Here is a 21501-nt window from a genome sequence, read left to right as displayed (position 1 = left end):
CAAAAAATCACCTAAATGGAAACCACCTACCGCGACGCTATAGCCGAACTGGAAACCATTCTGCGGGCCCTCGAAACCGACACTGTGGATGTGGACGAGCTGACGGCCCGCGTGCAGCGCTCGGCCACGCTCATCCGCCTCTGCAAGCAGAAGCTGCGCACCGCCGAAGACGCCATTGACCGGGTTTTCGAGAACCTCGACCAGGACGAAGAACTGCCCGAGCCCGAAGCCCCCGCCCCTACGCCACCCACCAAGCGCGCCCCCAAAACCCCGCGCGACACCAGCGGCGGCCTGCTGTTCTAGCGGCGGTGCAGTAGCCGGTAACCGGTAAAGAAAAAATGAGCGGCTTGCATACAATGGGGTTTCAGCTATATTTGAATGGCTCAAATCCATACTGTTTTTGTTCCATTCCGCCCTCCTGCTTTACACACCGTTTACCTGTTGCGCATGAACCCTACAATCCGCTCCTACTCCGACGACGACGAGGCAACCATCGGCCAGAGCATCACCCTCGACGAAGCAAAAACCTGGACCGGCACCTACCAGCACGACAATCCAGACAAGTTGCGCTCGGTGTACTTCTCCAGCAGCGTCTTCACGGAGCTCATAGCGCAGGGAGGCAAAGGCATCCGGATCTACTTGGCCAATAACGGCAGCACCGATACGATGGTGCTGGTGAGTGCCAACTCCTCCACCGACCTGGTAGACGACGGCAACAAGCTGTTTGATGGTGGGCAGGTCACGCCTCCTAACCACGTAGCCAGCCCACTGCAACACTAATCCTGCTGCTATGTCGACGCCGGAATCCGCTAAGCTGATTCAACTGTTCTACGCATTGAGTTACCTTGGCCAAGCGTCGATACTAGTGCCAATAGTGATTGGGTTTCAGCGCCGACAGCGGCTGGCGCCGGCTTCTCGTATCATCTTTTATTGCTGCCTGATGTGGCTGGTAATGATGGCATTCGGAGAATTCGCTCGCAAATTCTGGCATTACAATGTAGTCATCTGGGATGCGGTAGATATCCTAGAAATGTGGTTTATCGGGGTAGCCTACCACCGAGTCCTGCGGTTCCGGCTCCGCCGCCACTTTTTGCCGCTGGGTATTCTGTACACGGCATTTGCTCTACTGGACATTTTTGTGTTGCACGGGCTGATGCGGTCAATAACTTACACGATTGTGCTTAAAAGCACCCTCTTTGTGGTGCTGACCCTACTGTATTTCGAGCAAATACTGCGGGAACTGCGCAATATCCGGCTGGAGCACGACCCGATGTTTGTCATCAGCGTGGCTTTATTGCTGTACTACGCCGGTACAGTCGTAGCCATAATGATGCGGGGCTATTTTATTGATCAGGATGCCATCTTACAATCACAAATAGTCTACGCCGTCAACTCCGTGCTCAATCTGGTCATGCACGGGCTTATTGCGCGGGGCTTCTGGCTGGCGGGGCGGCAGCCGCAGCTGGCCGTGGAGCCGCTGACGGCGGCCACGGCTCAGCGGCCAGCTTAGCCGCGGCCGTAGAGCCGCCTCGCCATTCAGGCTAGCAGGGCAGGTATCTTACGAATCGTCTTTCCTTCCTGCTACGTTTACCATGCCAGACTTGAGCGACATCATGTACTGGCTGCGGGTGCTGTATCTCGTCTGCCAAGCATCCATTCTGATACCAGTGATGGCCGGGCTGCTGTGGCGACGACGCTTGCCGCGCAGTCTGCGCATACTGGTTAGTTGCTGCCTGATGTGGCTGGTGTTGATGAGCTTTGGCGAATACGCCAGCTGGGCCTGGGGCAACAACAATGGGGTCTATCAGTTGGTCGACACTTTGGAACCCTGGTTTATTGGCGCGGCTTACTATCACACGCTGCGGTTGCCCTGGCGGCGCTACTTTCCATTGGTTGGGGTGACGTTTACGGTGCTGGCGCTGTTCGACTATTTTGTGCTCAGCGGCCTGTGGCAGGCCATCACGCAAACGCTTATTTTCAACGACTACTATGCCACTCTACTGCGCTATATCCTGATGATCGGGCTGGTGCTGCTGTATTTCGAGCAGTGCCTGACGGAACTGCGCCGCATAAGCCTGTGGCAGGATGCTATGTTTGTGGTGAGTGTAGGATTCTTGCTATTCTACACCAGCACGCTCATGCTATTCCTGACCAAGCACCTGATTCTAGGACCCGAGCGCCGCCTAGCATTCGCAGGGCTGGGCGTCATCAATCTGGTACTGCACCTGCTGCTGACGCGGGCTTTCTGGCTGGGTCGGCAACCGCTGCCGGCTACCGCCGCCGCGGCCACACCACGGTAGGTGGCGGTGCCGACGGGCAGCTTCATGGTGTACCTTACGCCGTGGATTGCCTTACGAGCCGTTTCCTTCTCGTTGCTTCCGCTTGCTATGCCCCACCCGAGCAACATCATGTATTTGTTGAAGGTGCTGTTCCTGGTTTGTCAGTCGTCCATTCTATTACCGGTGGTGACTGGGTGGATGTGGCGGCAGCAGCTGCCGCGCAACTTGCGCATTCTGGTGTACTGTTGCCTGATGTGGCTGGCTATGATGAGTTTCAGCGAATATGCCGGCTGGGCCTGGGGCAACAACAATGGCATAAACCAGTCAGTTGAAATTCTGGAATTCTGGTTTATTGGCGCAGCTTACTATCACACGCTACGGTTGCCCTGGCGGCGCTACTTTCCGCTGATTGGGGTGGTGTTCACGGCACTGGCGCTGTTCGACTTTTTTGCAATAAGCGGTCTGTGGCAGGCCATCACGCAGACGCTCATCTTCAACGACACTTATACCACTCTGCTTAAGCACCTGCTGGTTATCGGGTTGATGCTTCTGTATTTCGAGCAGTGCCTGACCGAATTGCGCCCTATGAGCTTGTGGCAGGATGCCATGTTTGTAGTGAGTGTAGGATTTCTGCTGTTCTATTCCAGCACGCTCATGCTGTTTCTGGCGCGGCACCTCATCACGGCCAGCGTGGGGCGCATAGTGTACACGGGGCTTGGAGTCGTCAATCTGGTACTGCACCTGCTGCTGACGCGGGCGTTCTGGCTGGGCCGCCACCCGCCGCCGGCTGCTGTCGGCGTAGTCTTGCCACGGTAGGTTGCCGGCCCGGCCCGCAGCAGCAGTCTGCCTAAAATCCGTGGCGGCTGTGGTGATTTCGAGGCGCGTGGCGTACTTTCCCATCCCTAACCTGCGGGTAGTAGCGTAGGCTACTGGAGCAAAACATAGTAGCTTTACCTATTCACCTGGCCGTTTTCGTTTCCTACTCCTTGTCTGCTTCGCACATTACCTGCGCCGCCCGGCGTTCGTCTCTTTCGCCTTCATGAACAACTGGCTGATTCCGGTGCTGCTGGCTACTCCGGTGCTGCTGCTGCTGGCGTTGGGTATCGTGGCGTTTGTGCTGCGCTACCAGCGGCGGCTACTACGGCAGCAGGAGCAGCTGCGGCTGGCCCGCGAAATGGGCCAGCAGCAAGCCCTTGAAGCGGCCCTGTTGGCGCAGGAAGAAGAACGCCGCCGCATTGCCGCCGACCTGCACGACGGCGTGGGCACCACCTTGGCCATCGTGAAGCTGCACCTGAGCACGCTGGGCCAGCCTACGCACACCCAGGAAGCCACCGCCCTCCTCGACCAAGCCATTACCGAAGTGCGGCGTATCTCACGCAACCTGCTGCCGGCCGCCTTGCAGAAGTTCGGGCTGCCGTTTGCCCTAGATGCCCTGGCCCGCACCGTGCCCGCCGACGGTGCCACCCACCTCACCCTGGAGCAGAAAGGCCAGCCCCGGCGCCTCGACCCCAAGTACGAGCTGATTGTGTACCGCGTGGTGCAGGAGCTGCTCGGCAACGGCCTGCGCCACGCCCACGCCGAAACCATCCACATTGCCGTCGAATTCGGCCCCAATACCCTTTCCGTCTTCTACTCCGACAACGGCGTCGGCTTCGACCCGGCGCTGGTGGAAGCAGCCCCACTGCCCGGCGCCCGCACCGGCCACGGCCTCACCAACCTGCGCAGCCGCGTGGCGGTGCTGCAAGGCACCCTCCGCTACGAGTCGGAAACCGGGGGTGGCAGCCGCGTTTGGATATCCTGCCCCATTCCGTATCTTACTACCAATCAGGCTCCTGCCCTTTCTCCTACCCTATGACACCTCCTGTTATTCGACTTGCCGTTACCGACGACCATATCCTGTTCCGCAAGGGCCTGCGCGCCCTGATCAGCGGGTTTCCGGGCATGGAAGTGCTCTTCGAAGCCGGCGACGGCGAAGAGCTGCTGGAGCGCCTCGACCAGGGCAACCGGCCCGACGTCATTCTCATGGACCTGCAGATGCCCAACCTCGACGGCCTGCAGACCGTGCGCCTGCTGCGGGCCCAATACCCGTACATCCGCGTCATCATCATCTCCATGCACGACGAGCCCGAGCTGATTGAGAGCCTCAAAGCCGAAGGCGCCCACGGCTACCTGCTCAAAAACGCCAACCCTGAAGAAGTGCGCGGCGCCATTCTGGCCGCCTACAACAACAACGAGTCCCGCCCCGCGCTGGCTCCTTTGGGAGTAACTGAGTAATGGAGTAGCGGAGTATGTTTTTTGTCAAAAACTCAAAAGCGTCGGCTTCCTGAAGGAGGCCGGCGCTTTCGTGTTTCCGCAAGCTCCAAAAGCATTCAGGTTCCACCAACGCAAAAGCGCCTGCTCCTCATGAGGAAGCAGGCGCTTTTGCGTTAAGACACAGAAATTACTCAGTTACTCCACTACTCAGCTACTCTACAGCGTAGCCGACAGGCCGACCGTGAACGTGCGGCCCCGGTTGAAGAAGGCCTGAATCAGGTTGGGGTCGATGACGTTGGAGTTGTTGCGGTTCGAGACGTCGGTGAAGTAGTATTCGTCCAGCACGTTGAGGATGGAGGCCTTCAGGCCCAGCTTCACCCGGTCGTTGAACAGCGGCTTGATGTCATAGCCGAAGTGCAAGTCGAGGTTGCGGCTGGTAGGCAGGCGGTAGGAGTCGGTGCGGGTGGCCGGATTCCGGATGCTCTCGGGGTTGAAGGCGGCGTAGTACTTGGTGAACAGCAGAAACGATGGCCGGATGTACAGGCCCCGGATCGGCTCGTAGCGCAAGCCTAGCTGAAACTGGTTTTGGGCGGCGTCGCCTACGTGGGTGTTGTCGAGGTACACTCGCTCGTCGAGCTGGGTGCCGGGAGCGGGGTTGCCGCCTTCGTCGGTCTGGTTGAGCAGGCCTTCCCCAATCCAACGCCAGTCGCCGAGGGCAATGGCGGCGTTCAGCTGCAGGCGGCGGCTGATTTCCTGCGCCACGCTCAGCTCCACGCCCATGTGGCGGGCATCCACGTTGCGCACGTTGCTGTATATCGCCTCGCCGGAGGTAGTGTTCACCGAGTTGGTAGCTTTGTTGGCCCACAGCGTGTAGTACGTGTTCAGCGTGGCCTTCATGCTAGGGTAGTTGATGCTGTAGCCCAGCTCGATGCTGGTGATGCCTTCGGGGCGCACGTTCGGGTAGAGCAGGCCCTGCGTGGTGTACACCTGGTTGAAGAAGGGCACCTTGCTATTGTAGCCCACGTTCAGAAACAGGTTGTTGAACTCGCTGAGGTTGTAGTTGGCCCCGGCCTTCACGCTGTAGCCGGTGTAGCGGGCCCAGTCAGTTTCCACGGTGCTGCCGTCGGCATTGGTGTACACCTGGCCGTCGGCGGCGGTGTAGGTCTGGCCGAAGCCCACGGGGCGCTTGGCACCGTCCACGTCCACAGTTTTGGCCTGGAAATAATCAATGCGCTTGTAGCCGATGCGCGATATTGTGCCACTCACCACGGCCGACAGCACCGGCGTTTTGTATTCGAGTTGGCCGTAGCCGCCCAGCCACTGCGTTTTGCCGTCGTAGTTGTAGCTAAGCTTGTCGCCGACGCCAAGCCGTGTGGTAGGGTCGGAATTCCGGTCACCGATTGGGAGAGCATAGTTGCCACCCAGCAAATCCCGGATTTCGCGGTAGTGCAGGCCGTAGTAGGTGCGCCCATCTACGCCGGCCGACAGCGTGAGCTTGTCGGAAAGCGTGTAGTCGGCCCCGGTCACGAAGCCATACCAGCGGTGGCTGTTCACGTTATTCACCAAGAACTGCGTGGAGCGGCGGGTGGGATTGGGGTCGGCGTTGGCAGGCGTGGGCAGGCCGATGTTGGCATCGTAAATACCCTGGAAGTTTGTCTGGCCGGTGGTCGAAATGGTGCTGATGGTACTGGAGTTGCCGCTGGTCAGGCCGCTTACGCCGCCGCCGCGCCCGTAGGAAGCATACACCACCGTCGAGACGAACAGCTTGTCGTTTACCTGCCAAAAGTCGTTGAGGTTGATCTGGGGCTTGTGGTAGAAGTTGCTGCGCTCATTCAGCACTTTCTCCCCCTGCACATTACTCACGGTCCTGGTGGCGCGGTCGTAGTCATAGCGCTGCAGCGTGCCCCAGAACGGGTTGTACTTGAAGCCTTTGTCGCCGTTGGCCATAGGTGTAGCGCCCAGCTCGCGGGCCTTCGCCTCCGAGTACAGCCCTACGTTCGACTGAAACGAGCGGGTGCCGTGGCTTTGCGGCGAGCCCAGGCCCGTGAGCGAGAGGCGGTGGCTGCCCAGCTTCTTGCTGACGTTGCCGAAGTAGGTCCAGGCGTCGTCGAAAGCATTAGTCACCCAACCGTCGGAGGTGCGGCGCGAGCCGTAGAACGTGAAGGCCCAGTCGCCCTTTAGCGCGCCGCTGCTCAGCATCAGGGAGGCTTTGCGGTAATTGTTGGAGCCGGTTTCGAGGCGAGCCAACATGCTGCGCTTGTCGTCGAAGCCGCGCGTCAGCACGTTGATGGTGCCGCCCACCGAGGGCACCGCAATGCGCGAAGCCGACAGGCCGCGCTGCACCTGCAGGCTCTTGGTCACGTCGCCCAAATCCCAGTTCGACCAGAACACCTGGCCGGTTTCCATGTCGTTGACGGGCACGCCGTTCACCATCACGGCCACGTTGCGCTGGTCGAAGCCGCGGATGTTGATGCGCGAGTCGCCGGTGCCGCCGCCGCCCTGCGTGGCATACACGCCGGGCGTTTCGTTGAGAATCATCGGCAGGTCGCGGTTAGACAGCGTTTCGCGCAGCTTCACCTCGTTCACCGCCGAAAAGGCCACCGGCGTGGAGCGCTCCACGGCAATACCGAGCGAGCCTACTACCTGCACCTCGCTGAGCGTGGCGTTGTCGGAGTTCAGCGAGAAGGTAGCCACGGCGTTCTGGCTGCCAATCGTCACTTTCTGCTCGCTCAGCTTGTAGCCGATGAACGAGGCCTTCACCACGTAGGTGCCGGGCTTGAGGTTGGGCACCGTGTAGGAGCCGTTTACCTCGGTGCCGGCACCGGTGTTCACGCCGTTGCCGCTGATCTGCACGGTGGCCCCGGGCAGGCCTTCCCCGGTGAGCTTATCGAGCACCCGGCCCCGGATGGAAAAAGTACTTTGTGCTGCCGCCGACACGACAGTCAGAGAAGCAAGTAAAAAAGACAGTAAGGGTTTTTTCATACCAGAAAGCAGGACGCGCGGGGTTTGCGCTTAGCAAAGGTAAGGGATTGACGGGGAGCCGAAAAACGGAAGCGCGGGGTTTGCGGGAGCTGCCTGTCGGCCGTACATTTGGCCCTATTCTACAATTCCGTTTTTATCTGATTCAGCTCTATTTTTTTCTCGCATGCGCCTATTATTCTTGCTGCAAATCGGCATCAGCTTTCTGCTATGTATGGGTTGCGGCCCGGCTACTGCTCAGCTTTCAACAGGCGCGCCTGTGGTCATCAGCCTGCAGACCGAACTGCAGAATCTTTCCGTACCGGGCGTGTATGTGGAGCAGGTGATTGACGCGCGGGCTAGCGCCGAGCCGCTGGGCCTGGTAGTGCGCGGCCTGAACAGCACGTTGCGGGAAGTACAGCTGCAGCAGGGTTTCGTGCCGGAACTAGCCGGGCTCCTGCACAACCGCCTTCCAGCTGCCGGGGCCCGGCCTGTGGTGTTGCGCATTCTGTCTATGGGCGTGGCGGAGGCCCCCGTTGGCAACTTTCGCGTGCAAATGGCGGCTGAGCTTTCCGCCGAATGGTACGCCCGCCAGCCCGATAGCACTTATTACCTGTTGTGCCGCACCTCCCGCACCACGCAGCTTATCAGCAGCGCGGAGCCGAAAAACAGCCATATAGCTAACCTGGGGGCACTGCTGGAGGCCAGCTTACAGCAGATGGCGGGCGTCGACTGGGCGGCGCAACTGACGGCTAACCCGCGCTGCCAGGCAGCGGCGCTGCAACGCCGGCTACCAACCCAACCCTATGCGATTCAGAGCGAAGAGTGCCTGCGCCCGGGTGTGTACAGCAACTTTTTCGAGTTTCGCTACAATGCACCGGGCCGGCCGGGCAACGTGCAAGCCGATGCCCGCGCCTACCAGACCGCCGAGTGGCAGGGGCTGCGCGCCGTGGCCCCGTTTATGCTCACACCGGAAGGCCAGCATGTGGCGGTAGAACAAGCCTGGGGCTTTTGCGACGGCCAGCAGATATACATCCGTTTCGGCGCTGATTACTTTTTGCTGGAAAAGCGCGGCGCGGCCTTTCTCTTTTTTGCGCCGGCGCTCTACAACAACAATAACACGCTGCTTTTCAATGGTGGGCCGCCCAAGCATGCCTATTCGCTTAATCTATTCAGTGGGCTTACCACCAATTACGCGGGCCCATCGAACCTGATTTCCCTGAACAAAGAAGGCCTGGTTACCCATTTGATGGTGTACAGGCGGCGCCAGAAAAATGCTCCCCCGCTGCCGGTACAACTCAATGGCCAGGCGGCTGGCGAACTGCGGGAAGGCGATTATCTTTCGCTGCCCTGGCACGACAGCAACCAACCGGTGCGCCTGTGCGTGGGTACCGATGCCTGTCTGGAGTTAACGCCGAGCTTCAGCGAAGCCAATTACATCGAGTACCAGCCTGGGGCACCCGCTGCTTTGCAGCTGGTGCCGGTGCGCGAAGGCAAAACCCAAGTAACGCGCATGGCCAGCCGCTGAGCGTACTGCGCCAAGTAGCTTTTTATTCTTTGTTTCTGGATTTTCACTCATCCCTCGTGAAGCTTCTCTACTTACCGCTGCTATTGTTGCCCCTGGCCGGCTATTCCCAAAGCACCAAACTGGAAATCAGCCTCGCCCAGCAGGTTCTGCCGGCCGCCGGCACAGCCTTTCACTTCGATAAGCTGGTGGATGCCCGCCCCGACCACTCCAGCATCGGCAGCGTACACCGCGGCCTCGACAACCACCTAGTGCCCGCCGTGCTGGGCGGCAGCCTGGAAACCGAGCTGACGCCCATGCTCAAGCAGGCTCTGCCGGCCGGCCCGACGACCCGGCCGGTGGTGGTGCGCATCTACGCCCTGAATGTACACGAAACCATCACGGCCATGTCGGAGACAGGCAGCGCCGAGGTGGAAATGGACTTTCTGGAAGCCACTAGCCCCGATACCTACCGGCTGCTGCTCAGCACAGCGGAACTTGTGGAGGGCAAAGGCCTGGATGTCACCAGCAAACACCCCGACAACATCCGCCGCGCCGTGCAGCAAAGCCTGCAGCGCCTGGCTACTGCCGTGCCGCCCGCCACCGCCCCCACCCTGACGTGGGCGCAGGTGCTGGCCGGCGAAGAAGGTGCGCTGCCGCGCTTCCCGGTGCAGACCCAGCCGCTGCAGCGCGGCATCTACCGGTCGTTTGAGGAGTTTCGCCAGAACGCGCCCACGCTTACGGCCGGGCCGTTTGAGCTGCAGCGCAAAACCCGCAAGGGCGCACAATGGGCCGGCACCGAAGAAGTGGAAGCCTGGTACCTGCACCTCAGCGACGACCAGCCCCGCCGCTTGGTGCGCGGCGCCTGGGGCCTGAGCGACGGCGAGAAAGTCTATATCTTCTACCAGGGCCGCTACCCTTGCAGGCCGCTGCCAACTACTACAGCTTCGTCGGCTTCCGGCAGCCCGACGGCAGCAACGTGCTGGCCGGGGCCATGCTGGGCGGCCGCCTGGCCGGCGCGGCCATTGCCGGCAGCATCGGCACCAACCAGCCGCAGCTGTACGAGCTACGCCTAGCCTCGGGACGGGTAGCTACCAGCCTGCAGCCCGTCGGCGCAGACGGTTTTGCCGCCGCGGCCGACACTGCCGCCATCTACCTGTACCGCCGCGCCGACGCCGGGCCTGCCACGCCCCTGCGGGTGCTGGTGGACGGCAAAGAGGCGGGCCAGCTGGGACCCGGCCAATACCTGGCCTTGAACTGGCGCGACAAGCGCCGCGACATGGCTATCTGCGTGCAGGGCGAACAGGAAAAATGCCACACGTTTATGCCCCTGTTCGGTACCACTACGTTTCTGGCCTGCGCCCCGGGCAGCGGCGCCGCGGCGCCAACCGTGCAGCCAGTGGCAGCCAAGGAAGGTCTTTTCCAGCTCAAGCACATCAAAGCCCGCGAACGGAAGCCGGCCAACTAGCGCCGCTACTCCAGTTCCGTGGTGGGGTCCCAGAACAGGCGCCGGAAATCCTGCACCTCATCATCCAGCACGCGCACGCCTTCGGCTTCCAGGGCTTCCTGCATGGCGGTAGGCGTGGCGAAGTGCAGGCGGCCGGTGAGCTGGCCGTTGCGGTTGATGACGCGGTGAGCTGGCACGTACGCGTCGGCGGTGTGGGCGGCCATCATGGCCCAGCCCACCATGCGGGCGCCGTGCCGGGCCCCTAAGTAGTGGGCAATAGCGCCGTAGGTGGTTACGCGGCCGGCCGGCACCAGGCGCACTACTTCGTGCACTTCCTGAAAGAAATTGCGGTGAGCTTCCGTAGGATTACGCGGAATCATGGGCGGAGGGGCAGACGGTGAAGGACGGCGAAATATAAGGCAGCCGCAGTCCGCATTGGGCAAGGATAGCGCATCAGCCCGCAAAACTACCACCCCACAATTTCCGGCCACGGGCGCAACCCGGGGTTGATTTCGGTGTCTTAAGCGCATGGCTGGCCCGACCAGTCGGGTGGGGAAGTAAACCCCGGCCGGCTGATTCGCGTTGTCATCCGTTGCCCGGCCCGCACGACCAGGGGCCGCCGCAGACGGACAGAACTCCGACACTCAACTATGCAGACTCAGGAACACGAACCAGCAGAACTACAGGCCGCCGAAGAAACCCCCGGCAAAAGCCACGGGCTGCGCTGGCTGATCATTGCCGTGGTACTCATTGCCGCGCTGGCGTTCGTCAAGATAACGTATTTCCCCTCTCCTAACGCCGATGTCAAAGGCGGCGGTAAAGGGGCGGCTGGCGGTGGCAAGGGTGCCCCGGGCGGCAAAAGTGGCGGGGGCGGTGGCCTGCCGGTGCAGGTGTATGTGGTGAAGCCGACCAACCTCTCCGACGAGGTAGCGGCCACCGGCTCCATTCTGGCCGACGAGTCGGTGGTTATCAAAAGTGAGCTATCGGGCAAAATCACCAGCCTGAACATAAAAGAAGGCCAGCCGGTGAGCAAGGGCCAGTTGCTGTTCAGCATCAACGCCGATGAGGCCCAGGCGGCCATCCGCAAGCAGCAGTACAACATCAAGCTCTTCCGCGACCAAGAAAAGCGCCAGCGCACGCTGCTGGACAAGGAGTACATCAGCGCCCAGGAGTACGAGCAGTCCAACAACCAGCTGCTCACGGCGCAGTCGGACCTGAAGGCGCTGCAGGCCTCGCTGGACCGGGCCTACGTACGGGCGCCGTTCAGCGGCGTGCTGGGCCTGACCACGGCCACCGTGGGCACCTACGTGAGCCCAGGCTCTGAAATAACGACCCTTTCCCGCGTGCGGCCCGTGAAAATCGACTTTGCTGTACCGGGCCGCTTTGCTACCAAAGTGCGCGTGGGCGACGTAGTGAGCATCACCGACGAAGGCACTAACAAGAAGTACGAGGCCAAGGTCTACGCCATCGACCCGCAGATTGACCCCGTGAGCCGCACCCAGCCGGTGCGCGCCCGCTACGCCAACACCAACAACGAGCTGCGCCCCGGCGCTTTCGTGAAAGTGAACCTACAGCTCGGCGAATCCACCGACGCGCTGCAGGTGCCGACGGAAGCCGTAATTCCGGAGGCCAGCGGCTACAGCGTCTACACCGTGAAGGACGGCAAGATGGTACCCAAGAAAATCAAGATTGGCATCCGCTCCGATAAGGTGATTCAAATCACCGACGGCCTGGCCGTAGGCGACTCCGTAATTCGCACCGGCATTCTGCAGGTGAAACCCGGCGACGCGGTGAAGGCCACCAAGTAACACCAAGCTCCAGCTTGGTGAATCGTTGAACGGCCAGCCGGCGGTGCAACGATTTGATTACCACCCTAACGTCTCACCAAGCTAGAGCTTGGTGTTACTGCTACTATGAGCCTTTCCTCCACCAGCATCAACCGCCCCGTCCTCGCAATCGTGATGAGCCTCGTCATCGTGATTTTCGGTGTGATTGGGTTTCGCTACCTCAGCATCCGGGAATACCCGAGTGTAGACCCGCCGATTATTACCGTGTCGGCCAGCTACACCGGCGCCTCCGCCGACGTGATGCAGGGCCAGGTGACTGAGCCGCTCGAAGAAGCCCTTAACGGTATTGCGGGCATCAAGAACCTGACCTCCAACTCCCGCGACGGCCGCACCCAGATTACGGTGGAGTTTGACCTCGACGCCGACCTGGAAACCGCTGCCAACGACGTGCGCGACAAGGTTTCGGGCGCGCAGGGCCGCCTTCCGCGCGACATCGACCCGCCCATCGTGAGCAAGGCCAACGCCGACTCGCAGCCGATTGTGATGACCTACCTCAGCTCCAGCAAGCGCACCCTGCTGGAACTGACCGACTACGCCAACAACGCCCTGAAAGAGCGCCTCCAGACGATTCCGGGCGTGTCGGAGGTGCGGGTGTACGGCGAGCGGAAGTACTCCATGCGCCTCTGGATGGACCCCGTTAAGCTGTCGGCGCTGGGCGTGAGCCCCGTGGACGTGCAGGCCGCCCTCACCCGCGAAAACGTGGAGCTGCCCAGCGGCTCGGTGCAGGGCCAGAACACCCAGCTCACGCTGCGCACAATGGGCCGCCTGACGTCGGTGGAGGACTTCAACAACCTGATTATCCGCAAAGATGCCTCGTCGCTGGTGCGGCTGTCGGATATCGGCTATGCCGAGTTGTACCCCGAAAACGACCAGACCATCTTTAAAGTAAACGGCGTGCCGATGGTGGGCCTGGCCGTGATTCCGCAGCCGGGCTCCAACCAGATTGACATTGCCGACGAGTTCAACAAGCGCATTGAGCTCTACGGCAAAGACTTGCCGAAAGACCTGGTGCTCAAGCCCGGCTTCGACAACTCGGTGTTCATCCGCAAATCCATCACCGAGGTAGAGCACACCATCATCGAGGCCTTCGTGCTGGTGGTGATTATCATCTTCTTGTTTCTGCGCGACTGGCGCTCCACCCTTATTCCGGTGGTGGCCATTCCGGTGTCATTGGTGGGTATTTTCTTCGTGATGTATCTGCTCGACTTCTCCATCAACGTGCTGACGCTGCTGGCCGTGGTGCTGGCCATTGGCCTGGTGGTGGACGACGCCATTGTGGTGCTGGAAAACATCTACTCGCGCATCGAGGAAGGCGAAGACCCCAAAACGGCCGCCATCAAAGGCTCCGAGGAAATTCTGATGGCCGTTATCAGTACCACGGTGGTGCTGGCGGCGGTGTTCCTGCCGGTGGTATTCCTGACCGGCATCACCGGGCGCCTATTCCGCGAGTTCGGGATTGTGGTGGCCGGCTCGGTGCTGATTTCGGCGTTTGTATCGCTCACTCTCACGCCCATGATGTGCTCGGTGCTGCTCAAGCGGCAGGAAAAGCACAACTGGTTTTACCGCAAAACCGAGCCCTTCTTCCAGAAGATGATCGGGGGCTACCAGAGCAGCCTGCAAACCTTTTTGCGCAACCGCTGGATGGCGTGGCTGGTGGTGCTGGGCACGGGCGTGGGCATCTGGTTTTTCATGAAAGCCATTCCGTCGGAGCTGGCGCCGGTGGAAGACCGCAGCCGCGTCAACGTCAACGCAACGGGGCCGGAAGGGGCATCTTTTGAGTACATGGATGCCTACATGAACCAGATTACCAAGATGGCCATGGACTCGGCCGGCAGCAGCCTGAGCAGCGTGTTTGCCGTGACTTCGCCCGGCTTTGGCGGCGGCTCCAACTCCGGCACGGCCCGCGTGCTGCTGCTCGATGCCGACCAGCGCCCCCGCAACCAGGACCAAGTGGCGGCCGGCCTCAGCGCCGGCGTGAAAAAGCTGACCGCCGCCCGTACGTCGGTGTCGCAGGACCAGAGCATCGGGGGTGGCGGCGGCGGCGGTGGTGGCCTGCCGGTGCAGTTCGTTATCCAGACCCAGGACTTCGAGAAGCTGCGGGCCGCAGTGCCCAAGTTCCTCGATGCCGCCCGCCAGGACCCCACCTTCCAGTTCGTGGATGTGAACCTGAAGTTCAACAAGCCCGAGCTGCGCGTAAACATCGACCGCGAAAAGGCGCAGAGCCTGGGCGTGTCGGTGCAGAGCATCAGCCAGACGCTGCAGTCGGGGTTGAGCGGGCAGCGTTTCGGCTATTTCATCCGGGAGGGCAAGCAGTACCAGATCATCGGGCAGGTGGCGCGCGAAGACCGCAACCAGCCGCTGGACGTGCGCCTGCTGTCGGTGAAGAACGCCGACGGCCAGCTCGTGCAGCTCGACAACGTGATTCGCCTCACGGAAAGCAGCACGCCGCCGCAGCTCTACCGCTTCAACCGCTACAACTCGGCCACCTTCTCGGCCTCGCTGGCGCCCGGCAAAACCCTCGGCGACGGTATTGCGGCTATGCAGAGCATCGCCGAGAAGAACCTCGACGACACCTTTTCCACCGAGCTGTCGGGTGCCTCCCGCGACTTCCAGGAGAGCTCTAGCAGCCTCGTGTTTGCCTTCGGGCTGGCGCTGGTGCTGATTTACCTGGTGCTGGCTGCGCAGTTTGAGAGCTTCCGCGACCCGGTCATCATCATGGTGACGGTGCCGCTGGCGCTGTCGGGCGCGCTGCTCAGCCTGTGGTACTTCAACCAGACCCTGAACCTGTTTTCGCAGATCGGCATCATCATGCTGGTGGGCCTTGTGACCAAAAACGGTATCCTCATCGTGGAATTTGCCAACCAGCAGGTGGAAAACGGCAAGGACTACATGACCGGCCTGATTGAAGGCGCCACTGCCCGCTTCCGCCCTATTCTGATGACCAGCCTGTGCGCCATCCTGGGCATTCTGCCGATTGCCATTGCCACCGGCGCCGGCGCCCTGAGCCGCCGGGCCATGGGCATTGGGGTGGTAGGCGGCCTGTTCTTTGCCACCGGCCTCACGCTCTACGTAGTGCCCGTGATGTACTCCTACTTCGCCACGGCCAAAAAGCACAGCCAGAAGCAGGAGGCCGCCAAAAAGAAGGCCGTAACGGCATAATTGCCACCGCCGCTGCCGGCGTCCGATTTCCTTTACAGTTGATGTATTTCATGCCCCGCTCCTTCTTTTTCACTCTCCTACTGGCTTTGCCTCTGCCGATGCTGGCGCAACAGCCGGTGCTGCCCACCCGGGAACCAGCCTCGAAGCCCCAGAGCAAATCCCAGACGGAGAAGCCGGAAACCGTAGCCGACGCCCCGCCCCTCACGCTGGCCGAGGCCATCCGGCTGGGCCTGGAAAGCAATTACGACATTCGGGTTTCGCGGCAGGATGAGCGCATCGCCGAAAACAACGTGACCCGCGGCAACGCCGGCCAGCTGCCCGTGGTGAACGGCAACCTGACCCGCAACTTCAACCGCAACAACGTGCGGCAGGAGTCGTCGGCGCGGCCCGAGGCCAGCATTGCCAACGGCGCACAGTCCAACCTGCTCAACGCCAACGTAGCCGCCACCTGGACCCTTTTCGACGGGCTGGGCATGTTCATCGCCTACGACCGGCTGAAGTCGCTGGAGCAAAGCCAGCGCCAGCTCACCCGCGCCACCGTCGAGGAAACCGTGGCCACCATCACCGACGCCTATTATGTGGTGGTGCGCGAGTCCGGCAAGATCAGGGCCAGCGAGGAGGCCCTGAAAATCGGACAGGCGCGCATCGACCTCACGCAGGCCCGCGTGGATGTGGGCGTGAGCGCCAAAGTGGAAGTGCTGACGGCCCGCGTGGACTACAACGCCGACCGCTCGCTGCTGATTCAGCAGCAGGAAGCGCTGCAGACGGCCAAAATCAACCTCAACAACCTGCTGGGCCGCACTCCGCGCCTCAACTTCCGCCCCGCCGACTCCATTGTAGTGGCTACCGACCTGAGCCGGGAAAGCGTGGCGCAGGCCGTGCAGCAGAACAACCCTCGCCTGCAACAGGCCCGCCTCAACACCGAAATTGCCACCTACGACCGGAAGCTGGTGCGCGCCTCCCGCTTCCCGCAGATCGGCCTGACGACCGGCTACGGCTACAACCGCAACATCAACGGGGCCGCGTTCTTCGGCAATCAGCTCGTGACCAACACGGGCCGCACGTATGGCCTCAACTACGGCGTGGTGGCCACCATTCCCATCTTCGATGGTTTCAACCGCAACCGGCTGGAGCAGAACGCCCGCATCGGCGAAGTGCAAAGCAGCCTGCTGCTGGGCCAGACGCAGCTGCAGCTGGAAACCGAAGCCGAGCAGGCCTATGCCCAGTACCAGAACCGCCTGCAGTTGCTGGAGCTGGAAGAAGCCAACATTCTGCTGGCCCGCGAAAACGTGGCCATTGCCCTAGAGCGCTACCGCCTGGGCCTCTTAGTGCCCCTGGCTCTGCGCGAAGCCCAACGCACCCAGCTCGACGCCGAAGTACGCCTGCTCGACATCCGCTACCAAGCCAAGCAGGCCGAGATTATCCTGCGCCGCCTGAGCAGCGGCCTAGTGCAGGAAAGCGGGCAACCGCGCTAGGCTACGCGGCCGCCGCCGAAGCTTCGTCGGGTGAAACGCGGGTTTGACGGGCAAACCGGCTTGGCCCGGCGAAACCGGCGTTTTCGGGCCGGTCAGAGCGGTAGGTTTGTGTACTTCCTTTTCAGAGCTGCCGCAGTGGTAGCCCGGCCGGAAGCTCGCCCCGCACACCTATTGCACTATGTTCACTGTTGTCTGCCGTCTGGTTTTGGTTCTGGTTTTTGCTTTGCTAAGCGTTTTTTCGGCGTTTACGGCAGCGGCGCAACCGTTTTTCCGGTTGCCCATCCTGCGTACCGCTTCCAAGCAGAAAGCTGGCAAAATCCATCGGCCGGTGTACCGTACGTACAAGATGTACCGCCAGTAATAAGCACCGCAGACGCAACACAGCGAGGGGCGCAACCCACGGCCATTATGGTCCGGGTTGCGCCCCTCGCTGTGTTGTAGGTATGAATCAGGCAGGATACGCTACTTGGCCTCCGCTGTTTTCAGTTGCGCCAAAGCTTCCATGGTTTTGGCGCGGGTGCCCTTCTCCTTCTCGTCTTCGTCGATGGGCTGTTTGGGAGCGGAACCGAAGAACGCGAGGATGTTTTTCTTCACCGGAGCTGTCAGGCCGTCAAACTTGTTGTCGGCCAGCTTGCGCACCCATTCGCCGTAGGCCTCGTCGGTCAGCTCATACTCCCCTACCACCGTCGGGCGGCCGGTATCGAAGTCGGTGTTGGGCAGCACCTGCGTGGAAATGGTGGTCGTGTCAGTCGGCTCGGCGTCTACGTGGCGGCAGTAGTTGACCATCACGCTGCGGAAACTGGCCCGGAACAGCGTCTGCGCCTCCGGGGTTGGCAGCTTGAAGGCAAAGGGCTGCAAGGGGCCTATTTTGGGCAGCACCCGCACGAAGTACGACAGCAGCCGGGCGCCCGTGCCGGGCTTCTGGTAATCGGTACCGTACTTTTCGCGGTACTCTTCCTCACTCTGGTCGTAGATGTACTCGCGGCGGCGGGCCTGAGGGCTGAGGCGACGGATTTCCTTTTTCTGCGAGTGCCACGCGGCCCGGCTGGCAATCGGAATCAGACTACGCACCGCAAACCGAAACGAGCTGATGGCCAGGTCCACGTTGAAAATCACCTTGCCCAGCTCCAGGCCGTAGGTTTTGAGGAAAGCCCGCTCCAACACCGGCTTGCTCACCTGAAACCCGATGTAGCGCTGGTAGTCGGCGGTGCGGTAGCGGCCGGCGGCCAGCTGCACCACATCAAAGGCAAACTCCAGCTGCGTATGCTGCACCGGCGCTTCCTCGTAGCTGATTTCCGTCCCAAACTTGCGGCGCAGGTCGGGGTAGACGGAGGACATGGCTTTGTTGGTGCCTTCGGGATGCCCGATGATATCAGCCGTGTAGTGCGACAGCGCCCCCAAGGCAAAGGCGTATTCGTTGCGGCCGTGGGCCTCATCGAGCAGGTTGCGCACAAAGTCGCCGCTGCGCACGTAATGGGTCATGTTGGTAAAAAGCTCCGAGCCGAACGGGTAGAAGCCCATATCCTGGATGATGGAGCCGCCATAGGCGTAGCTTTTGGCCTCGATAAGTTGCTCTTCGGTGGCGCCCGGGTAGCGTTTTTGCAGCATCGGCATCAGGCAGCGCGACCAGGTAGAATCAATATTGGCCTGGTGGGTGAGCACAGAGTAGGCAGATGCGGAAGAGGGAAACAGCAGCAGCAGTGCCAGAATCCCGGTTAGCCATTTTAGCATAGGAAGCAGAAGGGCTAGGCGAAGGCCGGGCACAGCACCCAGAATCGGAAAGCATTGCATCTACGCGCCACCCGGGCCGGGGTTGTATGGCCGTATATCTCAACAACCCGTCGGTCACGAATCCTTGTGGCACGGAAACAAAAAAAGAGGGCCAAACACACGTTTGCCCCTCTTTATCCTTCTGCGCAAGACTATATCAGCCTCACTTAAAGCACAGCTATTCCAGTACCACTTTGCGCGTTACCGTATGTTCGCCCACCTGCACCCGCAACGTGTAGAAGCCTTTGGCCAGGCCCTGCACCGGCAGCGTCTGCTCCAATGCCCCACCGCGCACGGCCAGTTGCTGGCGCAGCACCTGCTGGCCGAGGGCGTTCAGCAGCGCCACCTGCACCGCCGCCACGCCGGCCTCTGCGCCACGCAAACGCAGCATGAGAGGGCCACCCAGGTGCGGCGTCGGGAACACGCTCACCTCGCCACCCGGCAACTGGCCGGTGCCCGTGCTCAGCGTAGAAGCCAAGGCAATAGTGAAGGCCCCCTGCGTATCGCTGGAGCCGTAGCCCGATACCGAGACGTAGTAGGTGGTGCCCGGCGTGAGCGAAGGCACGGCCAATGGACCGGCCGCCGTGCCGGAGCCGGTGCTGGCCAGGCAGGCCAGCTGCGTGAACGGACCGTTGCAGGATGTCGCGGAGAACAGGCGAACCTGACCGGCCGGACCACCCGTTACCACCAAGGTCCGCGGACCGTTGGAAGGAGCCACGAATGAGAACCAAACATCTTTCGGGTTAGAAGCCAGCGCGCAGCCGGGGTTGGCGTAGCCGTTGGCCGGCGAGGCCGTAGCCCCCAGGTTGGACGTCGTCAGGGGCGTGCCGTTGGCGGGCAGCGCTGTAGCCGTGCAGGGCTCATCGTTGGACAGCGGTGGCAGCAGCGTGGTGAACGTAGTGGTAACGGGAGCCGAAAACTGGCCGGCGCCACAGCTACTAGCCACTCCCACAGTGTAGTCCATCAGCCCCTGCAGGCCGGTGAGCTGGATAGGCGAGCCGCTGCCCGTTGCCGTAATGGCCGGGCCGGTGGCTGGGATAGCCACCACGGTGTAGCCGCCGGAGCCGGTTACAGGCGTGAAAGTGACCGTAGCGCCGGAGCCCGTAATGTTGCTCGCAACCACGTTGCTCACCCGCGGACAGGAAGAAATTGTGATGTTGTCGAGGCCGATATCGGTCGAGCCGAAGTCGGCGCGGGCCCGGAACCGGATGACCGTGGTGGCTGAGGTACTGGCCAGGGCCAGCGTCTGGCCCCGAAAGCCGCCGCTGGCGCTGCCCAGGCGCAACAGGAATGGCCCGAACGTGAGGCCGCCATTCGTGGAAATCTGCACCGTCAGCGAGTCGGAGCCGGTGGTGTTGATGTAGTCGAAAGCCAGCTCCCGGCTGCCGGCGCCGCTCAGGTTCACAAACAGGTCCAGGGTACCGATGAGGCCGCTGCTGGCGCTGCCGCTGTGGAAGCGGGCCGAGTGGGCACTGTTCTGGCTGCCGTTGGGCGTGTAGGCGTAGCTGGTGGCCGAAGTCCAGTTGGCAGCCGCGCCGTCGTCTTCACGCCGCCAAGAGTTGTTGCCTGTCAGCGGCGTGTTGCGCCAGCTGTTGCCGGGCACGTCGCGCGTGGCGCACCGGTCGAGCCAAGTGCTTTCAAACGTCTCGCTGAAGGGCAGCGCGGCGTAGGTGGGCGTCACGCACTCGGTGCGGAAAGCACCAGCCGTCGAACGACTGGAGGTGCTGCCGGAGCAGAGTTGCGTCACGTAGAACTGGTAGCTGGTGCTCGGCGACAAGCCAGGAATTGTTACCGAGGTGCCGGTGCTGGTGATGGTCTGGCCTCCGGTACCGGGCGTGAAGCCGGTGGGGCCGTAGTTGATGGCGAAAGTCCCGCCGCCGCCCGTTACGCTCCAGGCAACCACAGCCGCCGTAGCAGTGGTGCCCGTTACGGCCAGGTTGCGGGGCGTGGGGCAGCCCGTGGCAACCGGCGGCGTAAACGCATACAGCTGGCCGGTGGCAGGCAGCGTGCTGAGAGTATTGGTTTCCGCGGTGGAGCTAACCGTAGGCGAGGCACTGGTGCTGCCCAGCGACAGAAACGGAATGGGCGTGCCCGTGCCGGCAATACCGATAGACGCCGAAGGCGAATTCGCCGCCCCGCCCTCGGGCCGGTACACAAACTCGATACGGTTGGAAGTTTCGTACAGCTTCACCTGAAACGACACCACCGCCGACGTAGCGTTGTAGTTCCACGACCAGTTCTGCCACTCAAACGTGAACACCCGGTTGGGCGCGGTGCCGCTGGTCTGGTAGCGGGCCGCGCTGTTGGCCAGCTCCCCGCCCAGATCGTCCCAGAGCGGAGCCAGCAGCGGTAGCTGACTGGTCCCGCCACCGGTGGTCAGGTTGTTGGTCAGGCCGCTGGTGGCGTTGGCGTTAAACGACAGAAAGCCGTTGGAACTGGCGTACACAGTGGTGTAAGGAATTCCGTCGAAGGCAAACGGGAAGCCGATGGGCAGGGCGCCGGAAATGGCGTCGTCGTCCTGCACTACCGTAGCAACGGACGCAGTGCCCGGCAACGGCGCATACGTGCCGGTAGCCGCCGCAAACTGATAGGTATCGGCCTGGGCCCGGGCGTGGCCCGGGCTAAGGGCAAGCAGCGCCAGGCTACTGGCCGCCACTGCGAGCTGGCGCCAGCTACGGCGCGCACGATGAATAAAGGGTAGAGATTTTTGCATGGAGGAACCTGAAAAGTGGAAGAGAGGAAATAAGCCGGATCAGTCGGATGGCTCTGTTCATCTGGCAATTAGGCCTCAGAGAGCGGAAGTAAGATA

17 protein-coding genes are annotated in these 21501 nt (G+C 61.6%); 13 read left to right on the top strand and 4 right to left on the bottom strand.

Annotation, left to right across the window (positions count from 1 at the left end; translation table 11 throughout):
* The first annotated feature begins 15 nt into the window (after positions 1 to 15).
* The 7 genes from xseB (at position 16) to O3303_RS00620 (ending at position 4553) form a co-directional block, all read left to right on the top strand.
* Positions 16 to 303: an exodeoxyribonuclease VII small subunit gene (xseB, locus tag O3303_RS00650; protein WP_269560139.1), complete on the top strand. Its 288-nt coding sequence runs from the start codon at positions 16 to 18 to the stop codon at positions 301 to 303.
* Between the two features lie 144 nt (positions 304 to 447).
* On the top strand, positions 448 to 780 hold the full coding sequence (locus tag O3303_RS00645) for a hypothetical protein (RefSeq protein WP_269560138.1): 333 nt from the start codon (positions 448 to 450) through the stop codon (positions 778 to 780).
* 10 nt (positions 781 to 790) lie between these two features.
* On the top strand, positions 791 to 1510 hold the full coding sequence (locus O3303_RS00640) for a hypothetical protein (protein WP_269560137.1): 720 nt from the start codon (positions 791 to 793) through the stop codon (positions 1508 to 1510).
* An 82-nt stretch (positions 1511 to 1592) separates the two neighbouring features.
* Positions 1593 to 2300: a hypothetical protein gene (locus O3303_RS00635; RefSeq protein ID WP_269560136.1), complete on the top strand. Its 708-nt coding sequence runs from the start codon at positions 1593 to 1595 to the stop codon at positions 2298 to 2300.
* Positions 2301 to 2387: 87 nt separating this feature from the next.
* Positions 2388 to 3095, top strand: coding sequence for a hypothetical protein (locus O3303_RS00630; RefSeq protein WP_269560135.1), 708 nt, complete (start codon positions 2388 to 2390; stop codon positions 3093 to 3095).
* A gap of 223 nt (positions 3096 to 3318) precedes the next feature.
* The gene (locus tag O3303_RS00625) at positions 3319 to 4134 is read left to right on the top strand and encodes a sensor histidine kinase (RefSeq protein WP_269560134.1); all 816 of its coding nucleotides are present in this window, start codon (positions 3319 to 3321) and stop codon (positions 4132 to 4134) included.
* Positions 4131 to 4553: a response regulator gene (locus O3303_RS00620; RefSeq protein ID WP_269560133.1), complete on the top strand. Its 423-nt coding sequence runs from the start codon at positions 4131 to 4133 to the stop codon at positions 4551 to 4553. The genes O3303_RS00625 and O3303_RS00620 overlap by 4 nt, the downstream gene beginning before the upstream one ends.
* A 195-nt stretch (positions 4554 to 4748) precedes the next feature.
* On the opposite strand, the gene O3303_RS00615 is transcribed toward O3303_RS00620, so the two are convergent.
* Positions 4749 to 7514, bottom strand: a complete 2766-nt coding sequence (locus O3303_RS00615) for a TonB-dependent receptor (protein ID WP_269560132.1) — start codon at positions 7512 to 7514, stop codon at positions 4749 to 4751.
* 163 nt (positions 7515 to 7677) lie between these two features.
* On the opposite strand from O3303_RS00615, the gene O3303_RS00610 reads away from it, so the two are divergent.
* The 3 genes from O3303_RS00610 to O3303_RS00600 are packed head-to-tail and all read left to right on the top strand — an operon-like array spanning position 7678 to position 10462.
* Positions 7678 to 9018: a hypothetical protein gene (locus tag O3303_RS00610; protein WP_269560131.1), complete on the top strand. Its 1341-nt coding sequence runs from the start codon at positions 7678 to 7680 to the stop codon at positions 9016 to 9018.
* Between the two features lie 56 nt (positions 9019 to 9074).
* Positions 9075 to 10070: a hypothetical protein gene (locus O3303_RS00605; protein ID WP_269560130.1), complete on the top strand. Its 996-nt coding sequence runs from the start codon at positions 9075 to 9077 to the stop codon at positions 10068 to 10070.
* Complete coding sequence (locus tag O3303_RS00600) at positions 9989 to 10462, top strand: hypothetical protein (protein ID WP_269560129.1); 474 nt, start codon at positions 9989 to 9991, stop codon at positions 10460 to 10462. The genes O3303_RS00605 and O3303_RS00600 overlap by 82 nt, the downstream gene beginning before the upstream one ends.
* 5 nt (positions 10463 to 10467) lie before the next feature.
* Here O3303_RS00600 and O3303_RS00595 read toward each other — a convergent pair whose 3' ends face one another.
* Positions 10468 to 10821, bottom strand: coding sequence for an MGMT family protein (locus O3303_RS00595; protein ID WP_269560128.1), 354 nt, complete (start codon positions 10819 to 10821; stop codon positions 10468 to 10470).
* Between the two features lie 270 nt (positions 10822 to 11091).
* On the opposite strand from O3303_RS00595, the gene O3303_RS00590 reads away from it, so the two are divergent.
* The 3 genes from O3303_RS00590 (at position 11092) to O3303_RS00580 (ending at position 16922) form a co-directional block, all read left to right on the top strand.
* Positions 11092 to 12249 carry an efflux RND transporter periplasmic adaptor subunit gene (locus O3303_RS00590; RefSeq protein ID WP_269560127.1) on the top strand — a complete coding sequence of 386 codons (1158 nt, stop codon included), beginning with the start codon at positions 11092 to 11094 and terminating at the stop codon, positions 12247 to 12249.
* A 105-nt stretch (positions 12250 to 12354) separates the two neighbouring features.
* Positions 12355 to 15447: an efflux RND transporter permease subunit gene (locus tag O3303_RS00585; protein WP_269560126.1), complete on the top strand. Its 3093-nt coding sequence runs from the start codon at positions 12355 to 12357 to the stop codon at positions 15445 to 15447.
* Positions 15448 to 15497: 50 nt separating this feature from the next.
* Positions 15498 to 16922, top strand: a complete 1425-nt coding sequence (locus O3303_RS00580) for a TolC family protein (RefSeq protein WP_269560125.1) — start codon at positions 15498 to 15500, stop codon at positions 16920 to 16922.
* A gap of 462 nt (positions 16923 to 17384) precedes the next feature.
* Here O3303_RS00580 and O3303_RS00575 read toward each other — a convergent pair whose 3' ends face one another.
* Together O3303_RS00575 and O3303_RS00570 are read right to left on the bottom strand one after the other, a co-directional pair.
* The gene (locus O3303_RS00575; protein WP_269560124.1) at positions 17385 to 18653 is read right to left on the bottom strand and encodes a zinc dependent phospholipase C family protein; all 1269 of its coding nucleotides are present in this window, start codon (positions 18651 to 18653) and stop codon (positions 17385 to 17387) included.
* Positions 18654 to 18870: 217 nt separating this feature from the next.
* On the bottom strand, positions 18871 to 21405 hold the full coding sequence (locus O3303_RS00570) for a T9SS type A sorting domain-containing protein (protein WP_269560123.1): 2535 nt from the start codon (positions 21403 to 21405) through the stop codon (positions 18871 to 18873).
* Positions 21406 to 21501: the final 96 nt, after the last annotated feature.

The sequence above is a fragment of the Hymenobacter canadensis genome, from assembly GCF_027359925.1.
Lineage (GTDB): Bacteria > Bacteroidota > Bacteroidia > Cytophagales > Hymenobacteraceae > Hymenobacter > Hymenobacter canadensis.
Note: the sequence above shows the minus strand (reverse complement) of the source record. Positions and strands in the feature narration are given on the sequence as shown.